Below are 18438 nucleotides of genomic sequence, written 5' to 3'. Positions count from 1 at the left end.
GCATTGTCATTTCTCATGACAGGCTTGTTTTGGTTTCGTAAGCCTGTCATAAGTTTGCTTATATTTTATCCTAACCGTGCTTTAGCTGACGCGGACGGAAACCAGTCGCTAGCAATACCACACCGTAAACCAGCGCTCCGACGGCACACATAATAATCAGCGCGACGATACGTTGCCACTGAGCCTGATCGGTAGGGAAGTAAGGCAGCATAAAATAAAGCACACCAATCATAGAGCCAGTCGAGATAGCAAACTGCGTAAACAGCTTTTTCCAATGCGGACCGAAACGGAAAATATCACGCTTATGTAAGAAGTAATATAGCAAGCCTGCGTTTACAAAAGCAGCGCCAGTCGTAGCCAATGCCAGACCACCATGTAGCGGTATCTCTAAGAAGTAAAATATCCCGATAAAAATAACACTAAAGATCATATTGGCGATGACAGAAATGATACCGATTTTTACAGGGGTTCTGGTGTCTTGACGCGCAAAAAATGCAGGGGCAAAAATCTTAATAAGCATAAACCCTAAGATACCACCTGCCATACTACGTAGGGCCAGTGAGCTCATCTGGGCGTCACGTAAGGTAAACTCACCGCGTAAGAACAGCGCTTGCATCAATACATCTGCCAGTACAAATAGGGCAGCTGAGGCGGGGACCCCGACCAAGATGATAAGACGTGCTGCCCAGTCGATGGTCTTTTTGAAACTGACATCGTCCTTTTGAGCTTCGCTTTTTGATAGGCTTGGTAATATGACGGTACCAATTGCCACACCAATCAGACCTAATGGTAGCTCGCTCATACGTTCAGCTGCATAGAGCCAAGAGACGGAACCGCCAATCATTAACGAGGCAAAGATAGTGTTCAATAGTAAATTAATCTGAGTAACAGAAACACCAAAGATAGCAGGTAACATCAGTTTCAAAATCCGACGAACACCTTCGTGCTGGAAGTCAATCTTTGGTGCGACAAGCAGCTTTTGTTGCCAGAGCTGCGGCAGTTGAATCAAAAACTGTAGCAAACCTGCGATAGCAACGGCATAGCCAAGCGCCATGATGGGTGTATCAAACATTGGCGCAAAAATCAGAGCACCACCAATCATACACAGATTCAACAGCACTGGCGCAAAGGCGGGTGCGGCAAAACGACCGTAGCTTTGCAGAATACCACTCGCAAAGGCTGTCATAGAGATGAATAGCAAATACGGAAAGGTAAGACGCAGTAATTCAGCAGTGATGGCAAACTTATTGGGTTGATCGGCAAACCCAGGGGCAAATAACGTTACCACCCAAGGTGCGATTAAGATGACCACCACTGTCAGCATCGATAACACTAGCAATAATGCGCCCGAGGTGCGACTGACCAAAATCTGCACTTGTTGTAAGCTGTACTTTTCTTTGTATTCGGACAGGACTGGCACGAATGCTTGGCTAAACGCGCCTTCTGCAAACAGTCGTCGTAAGAAGTTTGGGATTTTGAAGGCGACCAAAAAGGCATCCATCAAACCACCTGCACCAAAAACCCCTAGCAATACAACATCACGTACCAAACCTAAAATACGCGATAACATGGTCATACTGCTGACCACCATGGTTGAACGAAATAACCGACTTTTTGCCATGAGAACCTATCTTGCCAAGTTGTATATTGAGTTATGTGCCGATGTGATATGGATGAAAAACTGACGAATTATATCACTTTCACCATTGAGATAAATGGATTGGATGTGGAATATGATATGTGGAAAACTGAGACTTCTTATCTTAGATCGTTTTATAAATTTCGTTTAGTATTTGAAATAACTGAGCCCGCTTATCAATCATAGATTCTCTATAGCTGGCTGCGTCATTTTCATCAAAAGGTATATCTAAAGATGCCACTCTTTTTCTGAAGGCTATCACTGTTTCACCATATAATCTTAGTGAAATTGAAGCTTCGTTATAACCAAATAGCAATAATAAGGATTCTGCTGTAGTCAATTCACTAAAGCTATTGAATAGATCATGTTGAGCATCTAATAAAATGTTTGATTTGGGAACAGAGCTATCTAGTATTAACCTTCTACGCCAATCAGAATATAATGACCAATACCTTAAAGCAACGTTATTGAAAGACTCTGTTTTTTCTGCCACTTCTTTTAGCATCTCGAATTCGCGTGCAACTTTCGCCTTCTTGCGATCATTACGATGCTGAGTTGTAGACAGTACAAAAGCGATGATGCCTGTTATAAATGCACCCAAGCCAATCTTAACTGCTGAATCAACTACCTCAATCCAAGTCATAAATTCTCCATACAGTAATTCATATTAGACCACTCCCTAATTTAATAGGTTCGAGATACTCTCACGCAACCTTGCCCATTCAAAAAAATCACCAGGGTCAGTTTTACGCCCAGGCGCGATATCGCTATGGCCCGTCAAGTGGCGACGTGTTTTGGGATAGGCCTTATACATGGCGGCAATTACTTCGGCTAGCTGCTCATATTGAGCAGAGGTGAAGGACACAAAATCCGACCCTTCAAGCTCGATGCCAATGCTATAATCATTACATTCAGGTCGGCCCAAGTAGCTAGACCGCCCAGCATGCCACGCCCGTTCGTTGAAATTGACAAACTGAGTGATAGCGCCATCACGTTCGATAAATAAATGCGCTGATACTTCTGCGCCTTTAATTGTTTGAAAATAAGGATGAGCATCCCAGTCCAATTGATTAGTAAATAATGCTTTCACATAATGTGTGCCACTAGTGTCGCAGGCGCCAAATTCATTCGGTGGTAGACTGATATTGTGTACGACGATGGTGTCAATACTTAAACCTTTTGGCCTTACATTGTAATTAGGTGAGGCCAGCCAAGTGGCTGCCGATAGTAGACCATCTTTGATAGTCATTGGCGACGTAGATGATGAGTTTGGTGATAATACGGGCATAATGCTCTCTTTTTGTACTAGTATTGATAATGGTGTAATAGACAATCTATCTAAATAGCTAAACGATAGCGGGCTATGTGTTCGAATTTTTGACCCAGAAACTTTAATAACGCTGATAGCGTATGAATAATAACGTGCGAGATTCTACCTCATGTCTATAAAACTGACGTCCATACCTATCGATTGTACGCTAATGACCATTGGCCTGCGAGCACGTCTGCCATTGGCTATAGCAGGGTTGCTACTCTCAGCTCAAACACAGGCATTTTTACCAACGCCGCTCTCTGTCCTTGAATCAGATGCATTGTCACCTGACGCATCCAGCACAGCACCTACTTATTCTAATTCAGATGCATTATCTGAGTCGGGTAGCATCAGTAGTGCTATACCTAATATTCAAAAGAGTACTTTATCTGAATCAAGTTTAGCGACAGAACGGCTGCTATCGATATGGCGGCAGCAAGTAAAAACAGACAAGTTGGCACAGCATACAACATGGCGACGCTTGTTGTATTTTTACGATGATAAAAACAGTGTATTGGGTAAAAAGAAAACCGAGAGTTTGGTTGATGACCCGAGCTTTTTTTTAAGTAAAAATGGTCAACGGGATTCAGGTGCAGAGTTGGACGCGATGCTCGCGGCACTTGCACAAGAGTTGGTGTCATCATCAGCGACTGATAATGACCAAGCAAAAACTGATACCAATAATAATTCTGTCTTGTGCCGTTTTCCAGCGCGAGTGGCATGGCTAGCAGAGGTGCTAGCGATCGATGCTGCAAGTCTATCTGCTGACTGTCCGGAATTGGATGAATGGATGTCGGCATTAGCGCCTGAGCAGCTATCTATCATGTTTGCGCAGGAGTATTTGGACAATCCGCTCTCTGCGTTTGCTCATACGCTGTTACGCATTGACTCAAAATTGAGTATCGCCGATCCAAACCAAATCGATAAGGCTTATGCGCTGAACTATACGGTAGACGGTGATCCAAACGACAGTTTCCCGATCTATGCTACTAAGTCAATGATTGGTAGTTACAACAGCGCTATCGAAATTGACCCTTATCCAGAGATGCTAGCGAAATACCTGCAAGACGATGAACGTGATACGTGGACATATCAGTTGAGTCTGACGCCGGCGGAAGTGCAGCAGATTATGCGCCACGTTTGGGAAACCAAAGCATTAAAGATGCCGTATTACTTTACCACGGACAATTGTGCTTCTGAGATTTTGCGTCTTATTGATGTGGTCCGTCCGCAGCAAAACTTACTGAGCCAATTGTCTTACGCCGTCGTGCCTTCTGATGTGATTCAACTATTAAATGATAAGCAGTTGCTGGCAAGTACCACTTATACGCCTGCTGATAATACCTTACGTCAAAATCAGCTCAATGATAAAAAACAACAGCGCGCGCAGTTGGGCTATCACAATAGCGCCAAACAAACCGTGAATGAGATCAAGTCTGCGCAGCTTAACCCTGTATCGAGCATGTCAGCTGATGGGCAAACACTACTCAAGCGTCAAATCGACGTATCGGATAATAATCCAATAGACAGGCATCCGCTACAGTTGGGTACGATAGGTATAGGGCAGCGTGGCGACGATGACTATATGGATATTGGGTTTCGAGCGGGGTTTCATGATACGCTTGACCACGCCTCAGGGTATCCACAATTCTTTAACTTAGAAGGGCTGGCTGCGACATTACGATTGTATGACACAGATGATAATAAGCCCAACCAGCCAGACAATGTGGTCTTGCAAAACGTCACGTTGATTCGAGGACGCTCTTTTAATCCAGTCAATGCAGCCAAAAAAGGCAATACTTGGGGTGCCAGTATCGAGGCGACGCGAGTAAACGATGGATCGCAAGAGGCAGGTACGGATCATTTGGTCGGTAGCGTGGGTTACGAGAAAGGCTGGTCATGGGCATTTGGTACACCAGCCTCAGGTACTGGTGAGATGCCGCCGCAATTGTGCTATACCTTTTTAGCAGGTACGGGGCAAGTAGGACGCGGTATCAATAAAGGTTTTCGTCTAGGCGCAGGTATCAATGCAGGCTGCCGTTATCAGATTAACAATCAGTTACGCGCGCAAGCTGAATTGCAATTGCCATATTGGTATCATGGCAGCAGCGATGAAACCAACGTCCGTGGCCATTATTGGCAACCAGTCTCAAGCTTAGGGCTGCAATACGATATTGATAAAAAACAAGCATTACGTATCAATGCCAATTACGAATGGCAAGAACGTATCGATGCCAATGATGATATACAGCTATCGTACAGACGGTATTTTTAGGCACTGATTTAGATATTGGTTTAGACACTGATTTAGGCATTTTTAGCTGTTGATTTAGGCATTAATTTAAACAAAATGGCTTCTAAGCGCTGTAATCGTTGTATAAAGGAAGTTGTATAAAGGAAAAGATGCTTTATGAGTACGCAAAATTTACTAATTATCGGACAAGGTGATATCGGCCTGCCAGTGACCAATAAACTTGCCCAAGATAGCTATTGTGTGACTGGGATGGCTCGTAGTGAGCGTCATCATTATGGTTTGGTAGATAGTGCAGGTTTTTTGCAGACTAATGCGTTGACTTTGACGGCTGAGCAGCTACAAACATTTACTCATATTGCAATTATCGTCACCCCTGACGAGTATTCAACCAGCGGTTATCACGACAGTTATCTAGCGATTAGCCAGCATTTAGCAACGCTTGCTCCACAGCTCACTAAAATTGAACGTGTGGTATTCATTTCTTCTACTGGTGTCTATGGTCAGGACAATGGTGAGTGGATTGATGAGCATACTGCACCTGTTACGCCTGCGCGTGAAGCCTCGAAATTCATATTGCAAGCAGAACAAGCGCTGCAACAAGGCTTTGGTGATAAAGCAGTGGTCATCCGTCCTAGTGGTATCTATGGGCGCGAGCGCTTAATGCGACTACGTAAGGCTCGTGAGCCAAATAAAGATCCAGTGCCAGCTGAGCATTGGAGCAACCGTATTATGGATCGCGACTTGGTCAATATCATCGCCAAAGTTTTGACGATAAAAGCACCAAAGTCTGTCTATCTAGCGACGGACTATCGACCTGTTACTACGTTTGAGCTAGGGGTTTGGCTTAGTGAGCAGGTTGGCGAGACACCTCCTACTATTGATAATACAAAAACCTCAGTGACAGGAAAACGCTTGCACAGCAACATTCCGTTAGCTTGGCTTGATTATGCTGATTGGCAGACAGGCTACCGTGATATTTTAAACCATCAAGAGTAAGCCTTTAGAGTTAAGCCCTAAAGAGTAAAATAGCCCTTGGTGTAATCGTTCTTATTTATTTTATAGTCTATGGAGATTTCATGTCCCAGCCTTCTACTTCTGATGACCGTTTATCCCATGCTAATCTGGCAACAGAAGGTGGGCAGCTGGCAGAAGGTCACGTCCAAAAAAAGGCTGAGCAATCGTCTATATTAGCTGATTCACAGCAGCCTGCGATCGTACATCCTAACTTTGATCCCAAACAATCTCCTCTTGATCCTGCCAGACCATTAAGTGACATTCCTGAGCCTGCTCGTCGCCTAAATGGTCAACTGCGCAGGCTCTACGGTAACTCGACACGGTTTTATCAGCCCAATGCAGACAGCTTATCGAAATGGTCGCTGATTGCTTCAGAAGCACTGGCAGAGCATTTATCATTGCTGAATGCAGCACAGCTTATCGAATTGCCGGATAGCTTTCATCAGAATCATAGTGAGCAGCCACTAATATCGACATTATCGGATATGACGTTGTTAGACATGTCAGATATTCAACAGGCGATTCGCGCTTATCCAAAACTGAACCGTTATGGGTCTTTGCCTACTGATAGCGCTACCGGGGTTGAATCAGATAACGATTCAGATGATGACTCAAATAATGACAGCAAGGCTCAAAATTCTGCATTATCTATGCGCGCATTGACCAAACGCTATAATCCTGATGAGCTACTCAACAGTCTATATGCCGACGATTGGCAAGTGATACTACAACCGCAGCAGTTTGAAACAGGCGAGGGCAGTTTGGCCACGGATATTATGGCATGTAGCGTGGCCGTCCATGCGCTAAAGCAGTGTAGTACCCGTAAGAGTATCAATCATAGCTATAGCGCCGCAGAAATTTGTCAGTATGTGCGTAGCTACTTGCTCAGCCAGATCGTTTGTGAGCCGTCGCAACGCCACGCATATCGTCAGATTCGACTATTTGCTAGTCATATTATTGTTGCCGCTTATCATTTGGGCTGGGAGATACAAGTCCGAGCAGATGGACAAAGCTATTTTAATATCTCGTCGCGTAGTGGTTTGTTGACTCGCTACGCCAATATGCAGGATTATGAGATCAATGGTTGGTCAAGCTGATCAATAATGCGTACAATAATGCAAATTTTTTGTCCCCTCTTTTTGCTGATAGGAATGTCATAATGTCTCATGTAACACGCCCTCAAGACCCTACATTTTCATCTCATCAATTTATTCAACTGGCTCTAGACAACCAAGTGCTCAAATTCGGTGAGTTTGTTCTAAAGTCTGGTCGTATCAGTCCGTACTTTTTTAATGCAGGCTTGCTTGCGACTGGTGAGATGTTGTCGTTACTAGCACGTGGTTATGCAGATGCCTTGGCTGAAGAAATGGGTGCACATAACGGCGATAATGAGCAAGAGCTGGTCATCTTTGGTGCGGCTTATAAAGGTATTCCTTTTGTCGCAGCGACGGCGCAAGCGCTATGGTTACATCATGGTATTAACGCCAAGTGGGGCTATAACCGTAAAGAGGCCAAAACTCACGGCGAAGGCGGCAATTTGGTCGGTGCTGACGTAACTGGCAAGGCAGTTTGGGTGCTTGACGACGTCATCACAGCGGGTACAGCCATGCGCGAAGTAGTCGAGATTTTAGAGAAAGCAGGCGCAAGCGTTGCTGGTATTATCGTCGCACTTGATCGTAAAGAAAAAGGTCAAGCAGCGCACTCTGCGATTCAAGAGCTTGCTGCGACCTTACAAGTGCCTGTGCGTGCATTGGTTGATATCGATGATTTAATCAGTTATTTGGCCGATGACCATGGTGCACAAAACGGCCAGCATAAAGACGCGACCCAGTTAGCCAAAATGCAACATTACCGTGAGCAGTACGGCGTATAGTTGGGCACTGAGTTCGTTTCATATTAATAATATAACGTAAGTGAGTCTTATCATGAGCCAACAAAAACAAGAAAAATCGCTAAAAATACTCGTTATTATGGATCCGATCGAGCGGGTTAATTATAAAAAAGACACCAGTCTCGCTATGATGTGGGCCGCTCAAGACCGTGGCCATCAGCTCGGTTATTGTCAGATTCATGACCTGTGGTTGGACCGTGGTCAGTTGATGGTTGATACGCAGCCGCTTACAGTAAAGCGTGATCCTGCAGATTTCTATACATTGGGTGATAAAAGCACAGGGCCAGTCGGCGACTATGACGTGATTTTGATGCGCAAAGATCCGCCGTTTGATATGCGCTTTATTTATGCCACTTATATGCTTGACCATGCCAAAGCCGCAGGCGTGCTCGTGGTCAATGATCCGCAGGCAATTCGCGACTGCAATGAGAAGTTATTTGCGACGTGGTTCAGTGATTATATGAGCCCAACGATTGTAACCAGCAAACAAGCACACATTCGTAAGTTTATCGCTGAACAACAGGATGTCATCGTCAAGCCATTAGATGGTATGGGCGGCACTGGTATTTTTCGTTTGACTGCTGATAGCCCAAACATTGGAGTGACGTTAGAGGTACTGACTGAGCTTGAGACTTTGCCCATCATGGCGCAGCGTTATTTGCCAGAAATCAAAGAGGGCGATAAGCGCGTATTAATCGTCGATGGAGTCGTGGGAGATTATAGTTTGGCTCGTATTCCAACCAAAGGCGAGACCCGTGGTAATCTAGCAGCTGGTGGTAGTGGCGTTGCTATGCCATTGACTGATATCGAACGCCAAGTAGCAGAAGTTGTGGCACCAATCGTCAAAGAAAAGGGCCTAATGTTCGTTGGTCTAGACTTGATTGGTGGACGTATCACTGAGATTAACGTCACTAGCCCAACGTGCGTACGCGAGATTGATGACCAATGCGGTACAGATATCGCGACCGATTTTATCATGGCGATTGAGAATAAATTTACTGCGTAGCTTTAGCTATGTTGAGGAAAGTTTTGAGTTCAGGAATATTTTGACTACGTAAAACCCATATTTTGAGGCATCGTTAGTCATTGATTTTCCTTACCGTTTATTAGCATGACACGACGCCAAGCTATGACCGATCATGGCTTGGATTTTTGTTATTTTTGCTGCATAAAGTACTGTATATAAGACAATGATTTCCTCTATACTATGCGGGCTTTGGCTAGGTCATGATTTTTCATAATTGTCAGCGCAGCAGTGAGATAAACCCTTCATATAAATAAAGTAAAGATAGGCAGGCGTTCATGAAAACACCGCATATATTGATGATGGCAGCTGGTACGGGCGGGCATGTTTTTCCAGCGCTTGCAGTGAGCGACGAGCTGACCCAGCGCGGTGCGGTAATTCATTGGTTGGGAACGCCAAACGGTATGGAAAACGGTTTGGTTGAGCCGACAGGTTATCCTTTTCATGCTATTAATATGCAAGGACTTCGTGGTAAAGGCGTTGGTCGATTATTGAAGCTACCAATGACTCTGTTATCCGCGACGATGGCTGCCGTAAAAGTGATTCGTAGTAATCAGATCGATGTGGTCGTTGGATTCGGTGGTTATGTCACTGCACCCGGCGGTATTGCTGCACGTATGACTAATACGCCGTTGATCATCCATGAGCAAAATGCCATCGCTGGCATGAGCAACCGCTACTTATCTAAACTGTCGACCAAAACATTACAAGCGTTTGAAAATACCTTTGCTAATAGTCAGCAAGATGCCAAGCTTGAGACAGTGGGCAATCCTGTGCGTAACGCCATTACTGGTGTCGCAGAGCCAACCATACGCTACGATGTAAATGACAGTTCACCGCTTAAGCTGTTGGTAGTAGGCGGTTCACTTGGCGCTCAGGTATTAAATGATACAGTACCAAAAGCATTAGCATTACTAGATCAGCCATTTGAAGTCCTACACCAGTGTGGACGCAACAATGAAGCAGCCACGCAAGCAGCTTATAGCGCACAAGACTTAAACAACCACCAGTTTACTGTACAGCCCTTTATAAATGATATGGCTGCAGCTTATAACTGGGCAGACATCATCGTTTGCCGCGCAGGTGCATTGACCGTGACTGAAATTCAAAACGTCGGCATCGCCGCTATTTTTGTACCGCTACCGCATGCAGTGGATGACCATCAGACGGCTAATGCACGCACGTTGACCTCGCATGATGCTGCAATTCTATTACCGCAGTCAGAGCTAACTGCCAAGAGTCTAAGTGACGAGCTTGGCGCACTCAATCGAGAGAAATGCTTAGCCATGGCAAAAAAAGGCCACGCATTGGCCAACCGTAGTGCGAGTAAGCAAGTTGCTGATATCATTTGGCAAGCACTATAGTCTGTCATCTATACCCCTTATTCGAATTTACTAAGTTTTATTGACCTTTAATAAAGAGAGATCCTTATGCCTACCTCTGCGAAAGCTCTACCTAAGCGTTTGATTGAAATACCAGAAATGCGCCGTATCCAGCATTTGCATTTCATCGGTATTGGTGGCTCAGGCATGTGTGGTATCGCTGAGGTGATGAACAATCAAGGCTATCAGGTCAGTGGTTCTGACATCGCAGAAAGCTTGGTGACTAAGCGTCTACAGCAGATTGGCATCGAGATATCGATAGGCCATGACTCCAAAAATATTGCCAATGCCGATGTTATCGTTGTCTCATCAGCGATTGATCGTAGCAATCCTGAGGTAAAAGCAGCGCTTGAAGCTCGTCTGCCGGTGGTACGCCGCGCCGATATGCTTGGTGAATTAATGCGCTATCGTCATGGTATCGCAGTTGCTGGTGCGCATGGCAAAACGACGACAACCAGTTTGCTCACCACGATGATGGCAGAAGGACAGCTAGATCCTACCTATGTTATCGGCGGTAAGTTAAATGCGTCAGGCAAAAATGCGGCATTGGGTAGCAGCCGTTTCTTGGTAGCAGAAGCTGATGAGTCTGATGCATCGTTCTTGTCATTGCATCCGATGGCTGCGATTGTGACCAATATCGACCAAGACCATATGGAAACCTACGAAAACAGCTTTGATAAATTAAAAGCCGCCTATATCCAGTTTCTACAAAACATGCCATTTTACGGTTTGGCAGTGGTCTGCGGTGACGACCCTGAGCTGTATGCAATGATTGATGATATCGGTCGTCCAGTATTGACCTTTGGCCTTGAGCCGTTCAATGATGTACAAGCTGTAGATTTGGTGACAGAAGGAACTAAAACTCACTTTACCGTACTGCGCCGTGACCGTGAGCCATTACGTCTAACGTTGAACATTCCTGGTACACATAACGTCTATAACGCGCTTGCTGCTATCACGATGGCGACTGACGAAGGCGTTGATGATGCAGCGATTGAGCGTGCCTTGCAGAAATTTGAAGGCGTAGGTCGTCGTTTTGAGCAGCACGCCTCTGTCGATATCGATGATGGTAATGTCTTATTGATTGATGATTATGGTCATCATCCAAAAGAAGTTGATGCGACCATCAAAGCCGCTCGTCAAAGCTTCCCTGATCGTCGTTTAGTGATGCTATTTCAGCCGCATCGTTATAGCCGTACCCGTGATTGCTACGATGATTTTGTAGAAGTGCTATCGAGTGTTGATGAGCTATTATTATTAGATGTTTATTCAGCAGGTGAGAACCCGATTACGGGCGCTGATACCAAGTCACTAGCGCGCAGTATCCGTTTGCGCGGTGAAGTTGAACCGACTATTATTGATAAAGACAATCTAGCCCCTGTGATGCAGCGTTTGTTAAAAGCTAACGATATGCTGATCACCCAAGGCGCTGGTAATGTCGGACAAATTGCTATCGATTTGGCTGCCAATAACCTTTATATTAAGTAAGCTAAAATTTAGGGACGATCCTCATGACAACTGATAATAAAGACAATAATAGCACTCAAAATGCAGCTATCAACGATACATCTTTAGACACGACGACTCATACAAAAGACGCCAGTCAGTTTGGCAAAGTCGCCGTTATTTATGGTGGCAGTAGCAATGAGCGCAGCGTGTCTTTGGATAGTGGTGCGGCAGTATTGCAAGCACTCCAAAACCAAGGCGTTGATGCCACTCACTTTGATCCAAAGCATCAAGACATTACTGAGCTACGCAAATTCGACCGCGTGTTTAATGTGTTGCATGGTCGTGGCGGCGAAGATGGCTTGTTGCAAGGCGTATTACAGTGGTTTGATATACCGCAAACTGGTTCAGGGATTCTAGCTTCTGCACTAGGTATGGACAAAGTACGTACCAAACAACTGTGGCAAGGTTGCGGCCTTTCAACTGCACCATTTTCATTATTGACGGCTGATACTGACTGGCAGCAAGTGGTTAACATGCTAGGTTTGCCACTTATCATTAAACCAGTTCATGAAGGTTCAAGCATTGGCATGACTAAGGTTAATCATCTTGATGAGCTGCCTGCCGCTTATGCAACTGCAGTGGAATGTGGTGATGCGGTAATGGCTGAGCGCTGGATTACAGGTCGCGAATTTACGATTGTTATTATCGATGACGAAGCCTATCCAGTTATTCGCCTTGAGCCTGCCGACATTACTAACTTCTATGATTTTGAAGCCAAGTATAATCGTAACGATACCAGTTATTACATTCCTTGTGGATTGAGCGCTGCTGATGAAAAGCACTTGCAAGATTTAAGCCTTGCGGCATTTCGTGCAGTAGATGCAAAAGGCTGGGGGCGTATCGATGCGATGCAAGACGAAGCAGGCAATTTTTGGTTGCTTGAAATCAATACTGTACCAGGTATGACCAGTCACAGTTTGGTGCCGATGGCAGCTAAAGCTCGCGGACTAGATTTTGACGCGCTATGTTGGCATATTTTGGCACAAACGCTATAACTGTCAAATCAACTAAATTGAGCAGATAGTGATGACTCTTTGTGTCACTAGAGCTGCTATACCACAGCTTCGTGTAAACTTGTGTAAATTCGCTGCTGCTAGTTAGTGTTTGGCTATTGTTTAACCATAAAATACGTTAATATTGTAAGAATAGGTCTATTTCGGTGATATTTATGTTGTTTTGTGAATACAACTGATAACTTATTCATAATTTAAGAAAAATGTTACGTTTAAATCGACGTAATCGCTGTATATGAGCTATATTTTTAATAAAATTTGATAACATATCGACTTAATAAGCTTCTGCCAAAAATACGCAGATTTATATCAATAAATAGCATGATCAGTTTTATGCAAATATAGGGACAAAGGTCGTTATGGCTCAAACTGTCAACGAGGTAACTGACTTGATGAGTGATAAAGCCGGTCGCCCAAAATCTAAGATCCAAATACCGGCAACGGTAAAGTATCTATTTATGGTACTTGTCTTAGGTTTGCTAGTGCTAATATTAATGATGGGCGGCAAAGCGCTGCGTGATGCGCCGCCCGCAAATATTTATGTCAGTAATCAAGGTTTGTCTGCTGCTCAATATCGCTCATTACAAGACGTGATGGAACAACAACAAGTAAGTAGCTTTTTTACTTCTGATTTGCAAGCATTGCGCGACATCACGATGGGTTTAGCTTGGGTAGACCAAGTGAGTATCTCTCGTGATTGGCAACGTGGCATCGTCGTCAACGCATTACCCAAACAGGCAGTTGCCAATTTTGGTACAGAACGTTTGGTCGATGCAAAAGGGGCTGTGTTTGTTCCTGCTGATAGTAGAGATTTAACACAAGAGCGTTTTGCCACCCTACAAGGCGAGATGTCTCAAGCACCAGTTATTATGCAACAAATGCAGCAGGTCAATGATTGGTATGCACCGCTTGGTATGCAGGTCGAAGATATCATTCTGTCACCGAGAATGACTTGGCTAATTCGCTTTGACAATGGGCTACGTGTGATTGTAGACAATGAAAATACGGCACAAAAACTACTGAATTTAAGCCAACTGCTTGGCAATCAGTTAAGTACGCGTCGAGATGAGATGCAGTCTGTAGATTTACGATACAAAAATGGCTTTACCATCGCTTGGAACGTGACACAGAGTGCTGAATCAGAATAGCCTAAGTAAGCACTACATCTATGCATAACCGATGTGAGCTAATACGGTTTATTTAGTTTGAAGAAAATATGTACAACATCATAGCGTATTAGTAACGCTTTTTTTAATGATTTAATAGAAGAGCATCACTTGCTCTTCTATTTAGCGATAATTTGTCTGGTACCATGAAAAATAATGAAAATCTGGTTGTTGTCCATCTAAGTGCCACGGCAGTATATGTCGTCATAGGCAATGTTGTCTCTGCAAAAGACATTCGTATTTTGGGCGTAGGACAAGTTAAAAACAGCGATTTTTATCAAGGTCAAATAAAGCATCGTGAACGTCTGCAAGGTGCTATTAAGCAAGCCATTCAAGAAGCAGAAGACACCGCTAACTGCCGTGTGCATAGTGTTTGGTTAACGCTTGCGACCCCTGAGCTATCTAGCAAAAACAGTGCTGGAGAGGTCAAAGTAGAAGATGAAGTTGTACGTGCCAAAGACATGGTACAAGCATTGGCCAATGCAAAATCGCGTGATTTATCATCTGACTATTATTTGATGCATTGCTGTCAGCAAGGTATCTATGTTGATGAGCAAGATTTTATGGTGGATGATGTCATCGAGATGATGGCACACAATATCACCGTGATGTACCACATGATGATGATGCCTGTTGCCAGCCGTCAGAATATCCAAAAGCTATTGCAAAGTTGTGACGTCGGCATTGATCATATTGTTTTCGATGCAGTGACCAGTGCTGAGTATAGTTTGATGACTGAGGAACGCCAACAAGGGGTTTGCTTAGTAGATATCGGTGCTAGTACGACTAGTATCTGTGTGTATAAAGAGAATAAGCTGATTTTTACACATTGTATAGCAACAGGCAGTCATGAAGTGACAATGGATATTTCAGCTGATTTTGGTATTTCCATGATTGAAGCTGAAAAGCTGAAGAAGTCTCATGGTACAGCTGATGTTAATAGTGTCGATCCTAGCGCCTTCTTTTTGTTTAAACCTCAAGGCTCGGGTGACGAAATCAATATTGGTATCTATAACTTGGCACGTATTATTGAGGCTCGTTACGTTCAGATATTCACTGAAGTAGCGCGTCAATTACACGAAGCGGGTTTGATAGGCTATATCGATAAAGGGATTGTGTTGACTGGCGGCGGTAGTACGATTAAAGGTATGATACCCTTTGCCAAAAAGCTACTAAAAATGCCTGTCGTACTAACAAACACCCATCCTGCTATCAGTGCTTATAATCATTTTGATAATGACGAGTCATTTAAGCTACTAAATAGCCAAGTGAACGATCGTGCTTATCAGACGGCTTTTGGCACATTGTTATATAGTCAGAGTGAGCAATTCCGCCGTAGCGAGAAAAGCGAACCTGAAGCGATTCAAAACAATCGCGTATCAGGCGTGTTTCGGAGCGCGGGTCAACGGTTTGCAAATGTCTTAAAGAAAATACTATAGTCTTATTTAACAGAATATCTAGAGCATCTATACATTATGGAATGTCTCTAAATTAGTTAAGCAATAAAATAAAGTAATATTGCGAATAAATTAGTTTTAAAAATAAAGTATTAAGTGATAATGACATATTATTGTCTATACTGATCGATTTTAGCCATACCCTGTTTTATTTAAATACATTTATATATAGTATGTCGATAGCGCGCCACATGAGTGCGTTACTATGTATCGACTTACACGCTATCTGCAACTGGAGAATCTTTTTTATGTCAAAATACACCATGCCAGATGATAATCAGCTTCAAAACAATGGCCAAGCAAGCTTCACTGTATTCGGTGTTGGTGGCGGCGGCGGTAATGCAGTTGAACATATGGTACAGCAAGGCATCAGAGGTGTAACGTTCGTTTGTGCCAATACAGATAAACAAGCGCTAGATCGTCTTACTGCACCGCATAAACTGCAATTAGGTGCAAAAACGAACCGTGGTCTAGGGGCAGGCGCAAATCCAGAAGTGGGTCGTGAAGCAGCAGAGAGCGAAGAAGAAGCGATTCGCGCATTGCTTGAGCACTCAGATATGGTATTTATCACTGCTGGTATGGGCGGCGGTACTGGTACAGGCGCAGCGCCAGTTGTTGCTCGTATTGCGAAAGAAATGGAAGTATTAACAGTTGCTGTTGTGACTACGCCATTCAAATTCGAAGGTGGTAAGCGTATCAAAGCTGCTAAAGCAGGTATTGAGCAGCTAACTAACTTTGTCGACTCAATTATCACGATTCCGAATGATAAGTTGATGAGTGTATACGGCAACATCTCTATGCAAGATGCTTTCAAAAAAGCGGATGATGTATTGCTGCATGCTGTTCAAGGTATTGCGGAAACCATCGCTAGCGAAGGTATGATCAATATTGACTTTAACGATATCCGTACGGCGATGACTGCGAAAGGTCATGCGATGATGGGTATTGGTCGTGCCAGCGGTGATGATCGTGCACGTCAAGCGACTGAAAAAGCTATCAGATCACCACTACTTGATGATTTGCGTTTAGAAAATGCAAAAGGTCTACTGGTTAACGTTATTTCTTCAGAGTCATTGTCACTAGATGAAATGAGCAAAATCAGTGCAATAGTTGAAGAAATCACTGATATCGACGACGCTCATATTTTCTACGGTTCTGTGATTGATGAAAAAATGGGTGACGACTTACATGTAACCGTCATCGCAACTGGCTTAACGTTAGATGAAAATGCTGGACAAGAGCCAGAAGTAGTAGAGCAGCCAGTACCTTCTGTTAATAGCACGCAACCTGTTGATCCTAACGTGCATACCAGCGCTTTAAACAGTCAGAAGCAGTTACAAGCTCAGCAGCATCAAGATAGCGTTGCACGTCCTAGTGCAAATGCACCTCAAGAGCAGCCTAAGACTAAAACAAACAGTATTCAAGACTATTTAAAGCGTCAACAGAATAAATAGTAATTCTAATTTACTGTGAGTAAGAAAAAGCCAGCGTTTTAACGTTGGCTTTTTTGTGTTTAAAGAAAGGTGAGCCGATTTTTATAAGAAAAACCATGACAGTCTTCTATGTAATCTATATGTATATGCCTGTCTAAACTTATATCAATCTCGTTGTTTTATAGCATTGAATAGGACATAAGAAGTAAAAATCAGCGATAGAAAGTTGACGATAAGTGTTATCAATCAAGGAGATAAGAAAATTAGCGCTTTTTATATATAGCGAATAAGGGGTCGGTAATGGTACACTATGTCAATTGTAACAAAATATGTGAGAAGACAACCATGAACCAAAGAACCATAAAAACAGCAATAGCCGTTACGGGTACTGGTCTACATAGTGGTCAGCCTGTTGACTTGGAGTTTCATCCACAGCCGATTGACACTGGTATTGTTTTCGAGCGCTCTGATATAGAAGGTAGTCAACCAATCCCAGCGAGTGCGTTTTTAGTACAAGACACGATGATGTCATCGAACTTAGTATTTGGTGGTACGCGAGTGGGGACGGTTGAGCATCTGCTTAGTGCCATCGCTGGTCTAGGAGTAGACAATCTGTTAGTTCGGGTCTCTGCTTCAGAGATACCAATTATGGATGGTAGCGCTGCGCCTTTTGTTGCGCTCTTACTAGATGCAGGATTTTGTGAGCAAGAAGCGGCCAAGAAATTTATTAAAATTATACGTCCAGTGCGAGTAAAGCTGGAAGATAAGTGGGCAGAGCTACGTCCTTATGAAGGGTATGAATTAAATTTCGAAATTGATTTTGATCATCCTGCGTTTGATAAGAACTTTCAGCATGCACAGTTGCAGTTCTCTACACAGAACTTCATCGAACAATTAAGTACTGCGCGTACTTTTGGATTTTTACGTGATATAGAAGCGCTACGTCAAAATAACCTAGCATTAGGTGGCAGTATGGAAAACGCCATCGTTATCGATGATGCCAACATACTTAATGCAGAAGGCTTACGTTTTAACGATGAGTTTGTCCGTCATAAAATTTTAGATGCTTTGGGAGATTTGCATCTGATTGGCTACCCAATTTTAGGTCGTTTTAATGCCTATAAGTCTGGTCATGCTCTAAATAATTTATTAGTACGTGAAATACTGTCTGACGAAGATAACTTTGAAATTGTAACTTTTGATGACAATGTAACCTGTCCTATCGAGTATTTGCCACTTAGTGATTTGGCTATTGAAGGATAAATACAGGAATATACAGGAAGTATCGAAACATTTACGCAATATTACATAGACGGCTCATAATTACATTTATATAATATGCTT

The 18438-nt window shown here is 43.5% G+C and carries 15 protein-coding genes; 12 read left to right on the top strand and 3 right to left on the bottom strand.

Going from position 1 to position 18438, the window contains the following annotated elements; genetic code table 11:
• Positions 1-70: 70 nt before the first annotated feature.
• From murJ to ampD, 3 genes are all read right to left on the bottom strand, one after another.
• Positions 71-1621 (bottom strand): murein biosynthesis integral membrane protein MurJ, encoded by a 1551-nt coding sequence (gene murJ, locus ACQKCP_RS10220; protein WP_057761456.1) that lies wholly within the window; start codon positions 1619-1621, stop codon positions 71-73.
• A gap of 142 nt (positions 1622-1763) precedes the next feature.
• Positions 1764-2282 carry a hypothetical protein gene (locus ACQKCP_RS10215; protein WP_427612245.1) on the bottom strand — a complete coding sequence of 173 codons (519 nt, stop codon included), beginning with the start codon at positions 2280-2282 and terminating at the stop codon, positions 1764-1766.
• Between the two features lie 36 nt (positions 2283-2318).
• Positions 2319-2927 carry a 1,6-anhydro-N-acetylmuramyl-L-alanine amidase AmpD gene (ampD, locus tag ACQKCP_RS10210; RefSeq protein ID WP_427612244.1) on the bottom strand — a complete coding sequence of 203 codons (609 nt, stop codon included), beginning with the start codon at positions 2925-2927 and terminating at the stop codon, positions 2319-2321.
• Positions 2928-3078: 151 nt separating this feature from the next.
• Here ampD and ACQKCP_RS10205 point away from each other — a divergent pair, with 151 nt between their 5' ends.
• The 12 genes from ACQKCP_RS10205 (at position 3079) to lpxC (ending at position 18357) form a co-directional block, all read left to right on the top strand.
• On the top strand, positions 3079-5226 hold the full coding sequence (locus ACQKCP_RS10205) for a DUF4105 domain-containing protein (RefSeq protein WP_427612243.1): 2148 nt from the start codon (positions 3079-3081) through the stop codon (positions 5224-5226).
• A gap of 135 nt (positions 5227-5361) precedes the next feature.
• Entirely contained in the window at positions 5362-6201 is an 840-nt protein-coding gene (locus ACQKCP_RS10200; RefSeq protein WP_427612242.1) for an SDR family oxidoreductase, read from the top strand.
• 80 nt (positions 6202-6281) lie between these two features.
• On the top strand, positions 6282-7316 hold the full coding sequence (locus ACQKCP_RS10195; RefSeq protein WP_427612241.1) for a hypothetical protein: 1035 nt from the start codon (positions 6282-6284) through the stop codon (positions 7314-7316).
• A 62-nt stretch (positions 7317-7378) separates the two neighbouring features.
• Positions 7379-8092 (top strand): orotate phosphoribosyltransferase, encoded by a 714-nt coding sequence (gene pyrE / locus ACQKCP_RS10190; RefSeq protein ID WP_427612240.1) that lies wholly within the window; start codon positions 7379-7381, stop codon positions 8090-8092.
• A gap of 52 nt (positions 8093-8144) precedes the next feature.
• The gene (gene gshB, locus ACQKCP_RS10185; protein ID WP_427612239.1) at positions 8145-9116 is read left to right on the top strand and encodes a glutathione synthase; all 972 of its coding nucleotides are present in this window, start codon (positions 8145-8147) and stop codon (positions 9114-9116) included.
• A 296-nt stretch (positions 9117-9412) separates the two neighbouring features.
• A complete protein-coding gene (gene murG, locus ACQKCP_RS10180; RefSeq protein WP_427612238.1) occupies positions 9413-10498 on the top strand; it encodes an undecaprenyldiphospho-muramoylpentapeptide beta-N-acetylglucosaminyltransferase in 1086 nt (361 codons plus the stop codon).
• Positions 10499-10564: 66 nt separating this feature from the next.
• Entirely contained in the window at positions 10565-12004 is a 1440-nt protein-coding gene (gene murC / locus ACQKCP_RS10175; protein WP_160022333.1) for a UDP-N-acetylmuramate--L-alanine ligase, read from the top strand.
• Between the two features lie 23 nt (positions 12005-12027).
• Positions 12028-13020 carry a D-alanine--D-alanine ligase gene (locus tag ACQKCP_RS10170; RefSeq protein WP_298809125.1) on the top strand — a complete coding sequence of 331 codons (993 nt, stop codon included), beginning with the start codon at positions 12028-12030 and terminating at the stop codon, positions 13018-13020.
• Between the two features lie 377 nt (positions 13021-13397).
• Positions 13398-14186 carry a cell division protein FtsQ/DivIB gene (locus ACQKCP_RS10165; protein ID WP_427612237.1) on the top strand — a complete coding sequence of 263 codons (789 nt, stop codon included), beginning with the start codon at positions 13398-13400 and terminating at the stop codon, positions 14184-14186.
• A gap of 164 nt (positions 14187-14350) precedes the next feature.
• On the top strand, positions 14351-15643 hold the full coding sequence (gene ftsA / locus ACQKCP_RS10160; protein ID WP_057761435.1) for a cell division protein FtsA: 1293 nt from the start codon (positions 14351-14353) through the stop codon (positions 15641-15643).
• 266 nt (positions 15644-15909) lie between these two features.
• Positions 15910-17115 (top strand): cell division protein FtsZ, encoded by a 1206-nt coding sequence (ftsZ, locus tag ACQKCP_RS10155; protein WP_179797600.1) that lies wholly within the window; start codon positions 15910-15912, stop codon positions 17113-17115.
• Positions 17116-17439: 324 nt separating this feature from the next.
• Positions 17440-18357, top strand: coding sequence for a UDP-3-O-acyl-N-acetylglucosamine deacetylase (gene lpxC / locus ACQKCP_RS10150; protein WP_201548757.1), 918 nt, complete (start codon positions 17440-17442; stop codon positions 18355-18357).
• Positions 18358-18438 lie beyond the last annotated feature (81 nt).

Source organism: Psychrobacter sp. NPDC078631, assembly GCF_050268165.1.
Classification (GTDB): Bacteria; Pseudomonadota; Gammaproteobacteria; order Pseudomonadales; family Moraxellaceae; genus Psychrobacter.
This window is presented reverse-complemented; position numbering and strand designations above follow the sequence as displayed.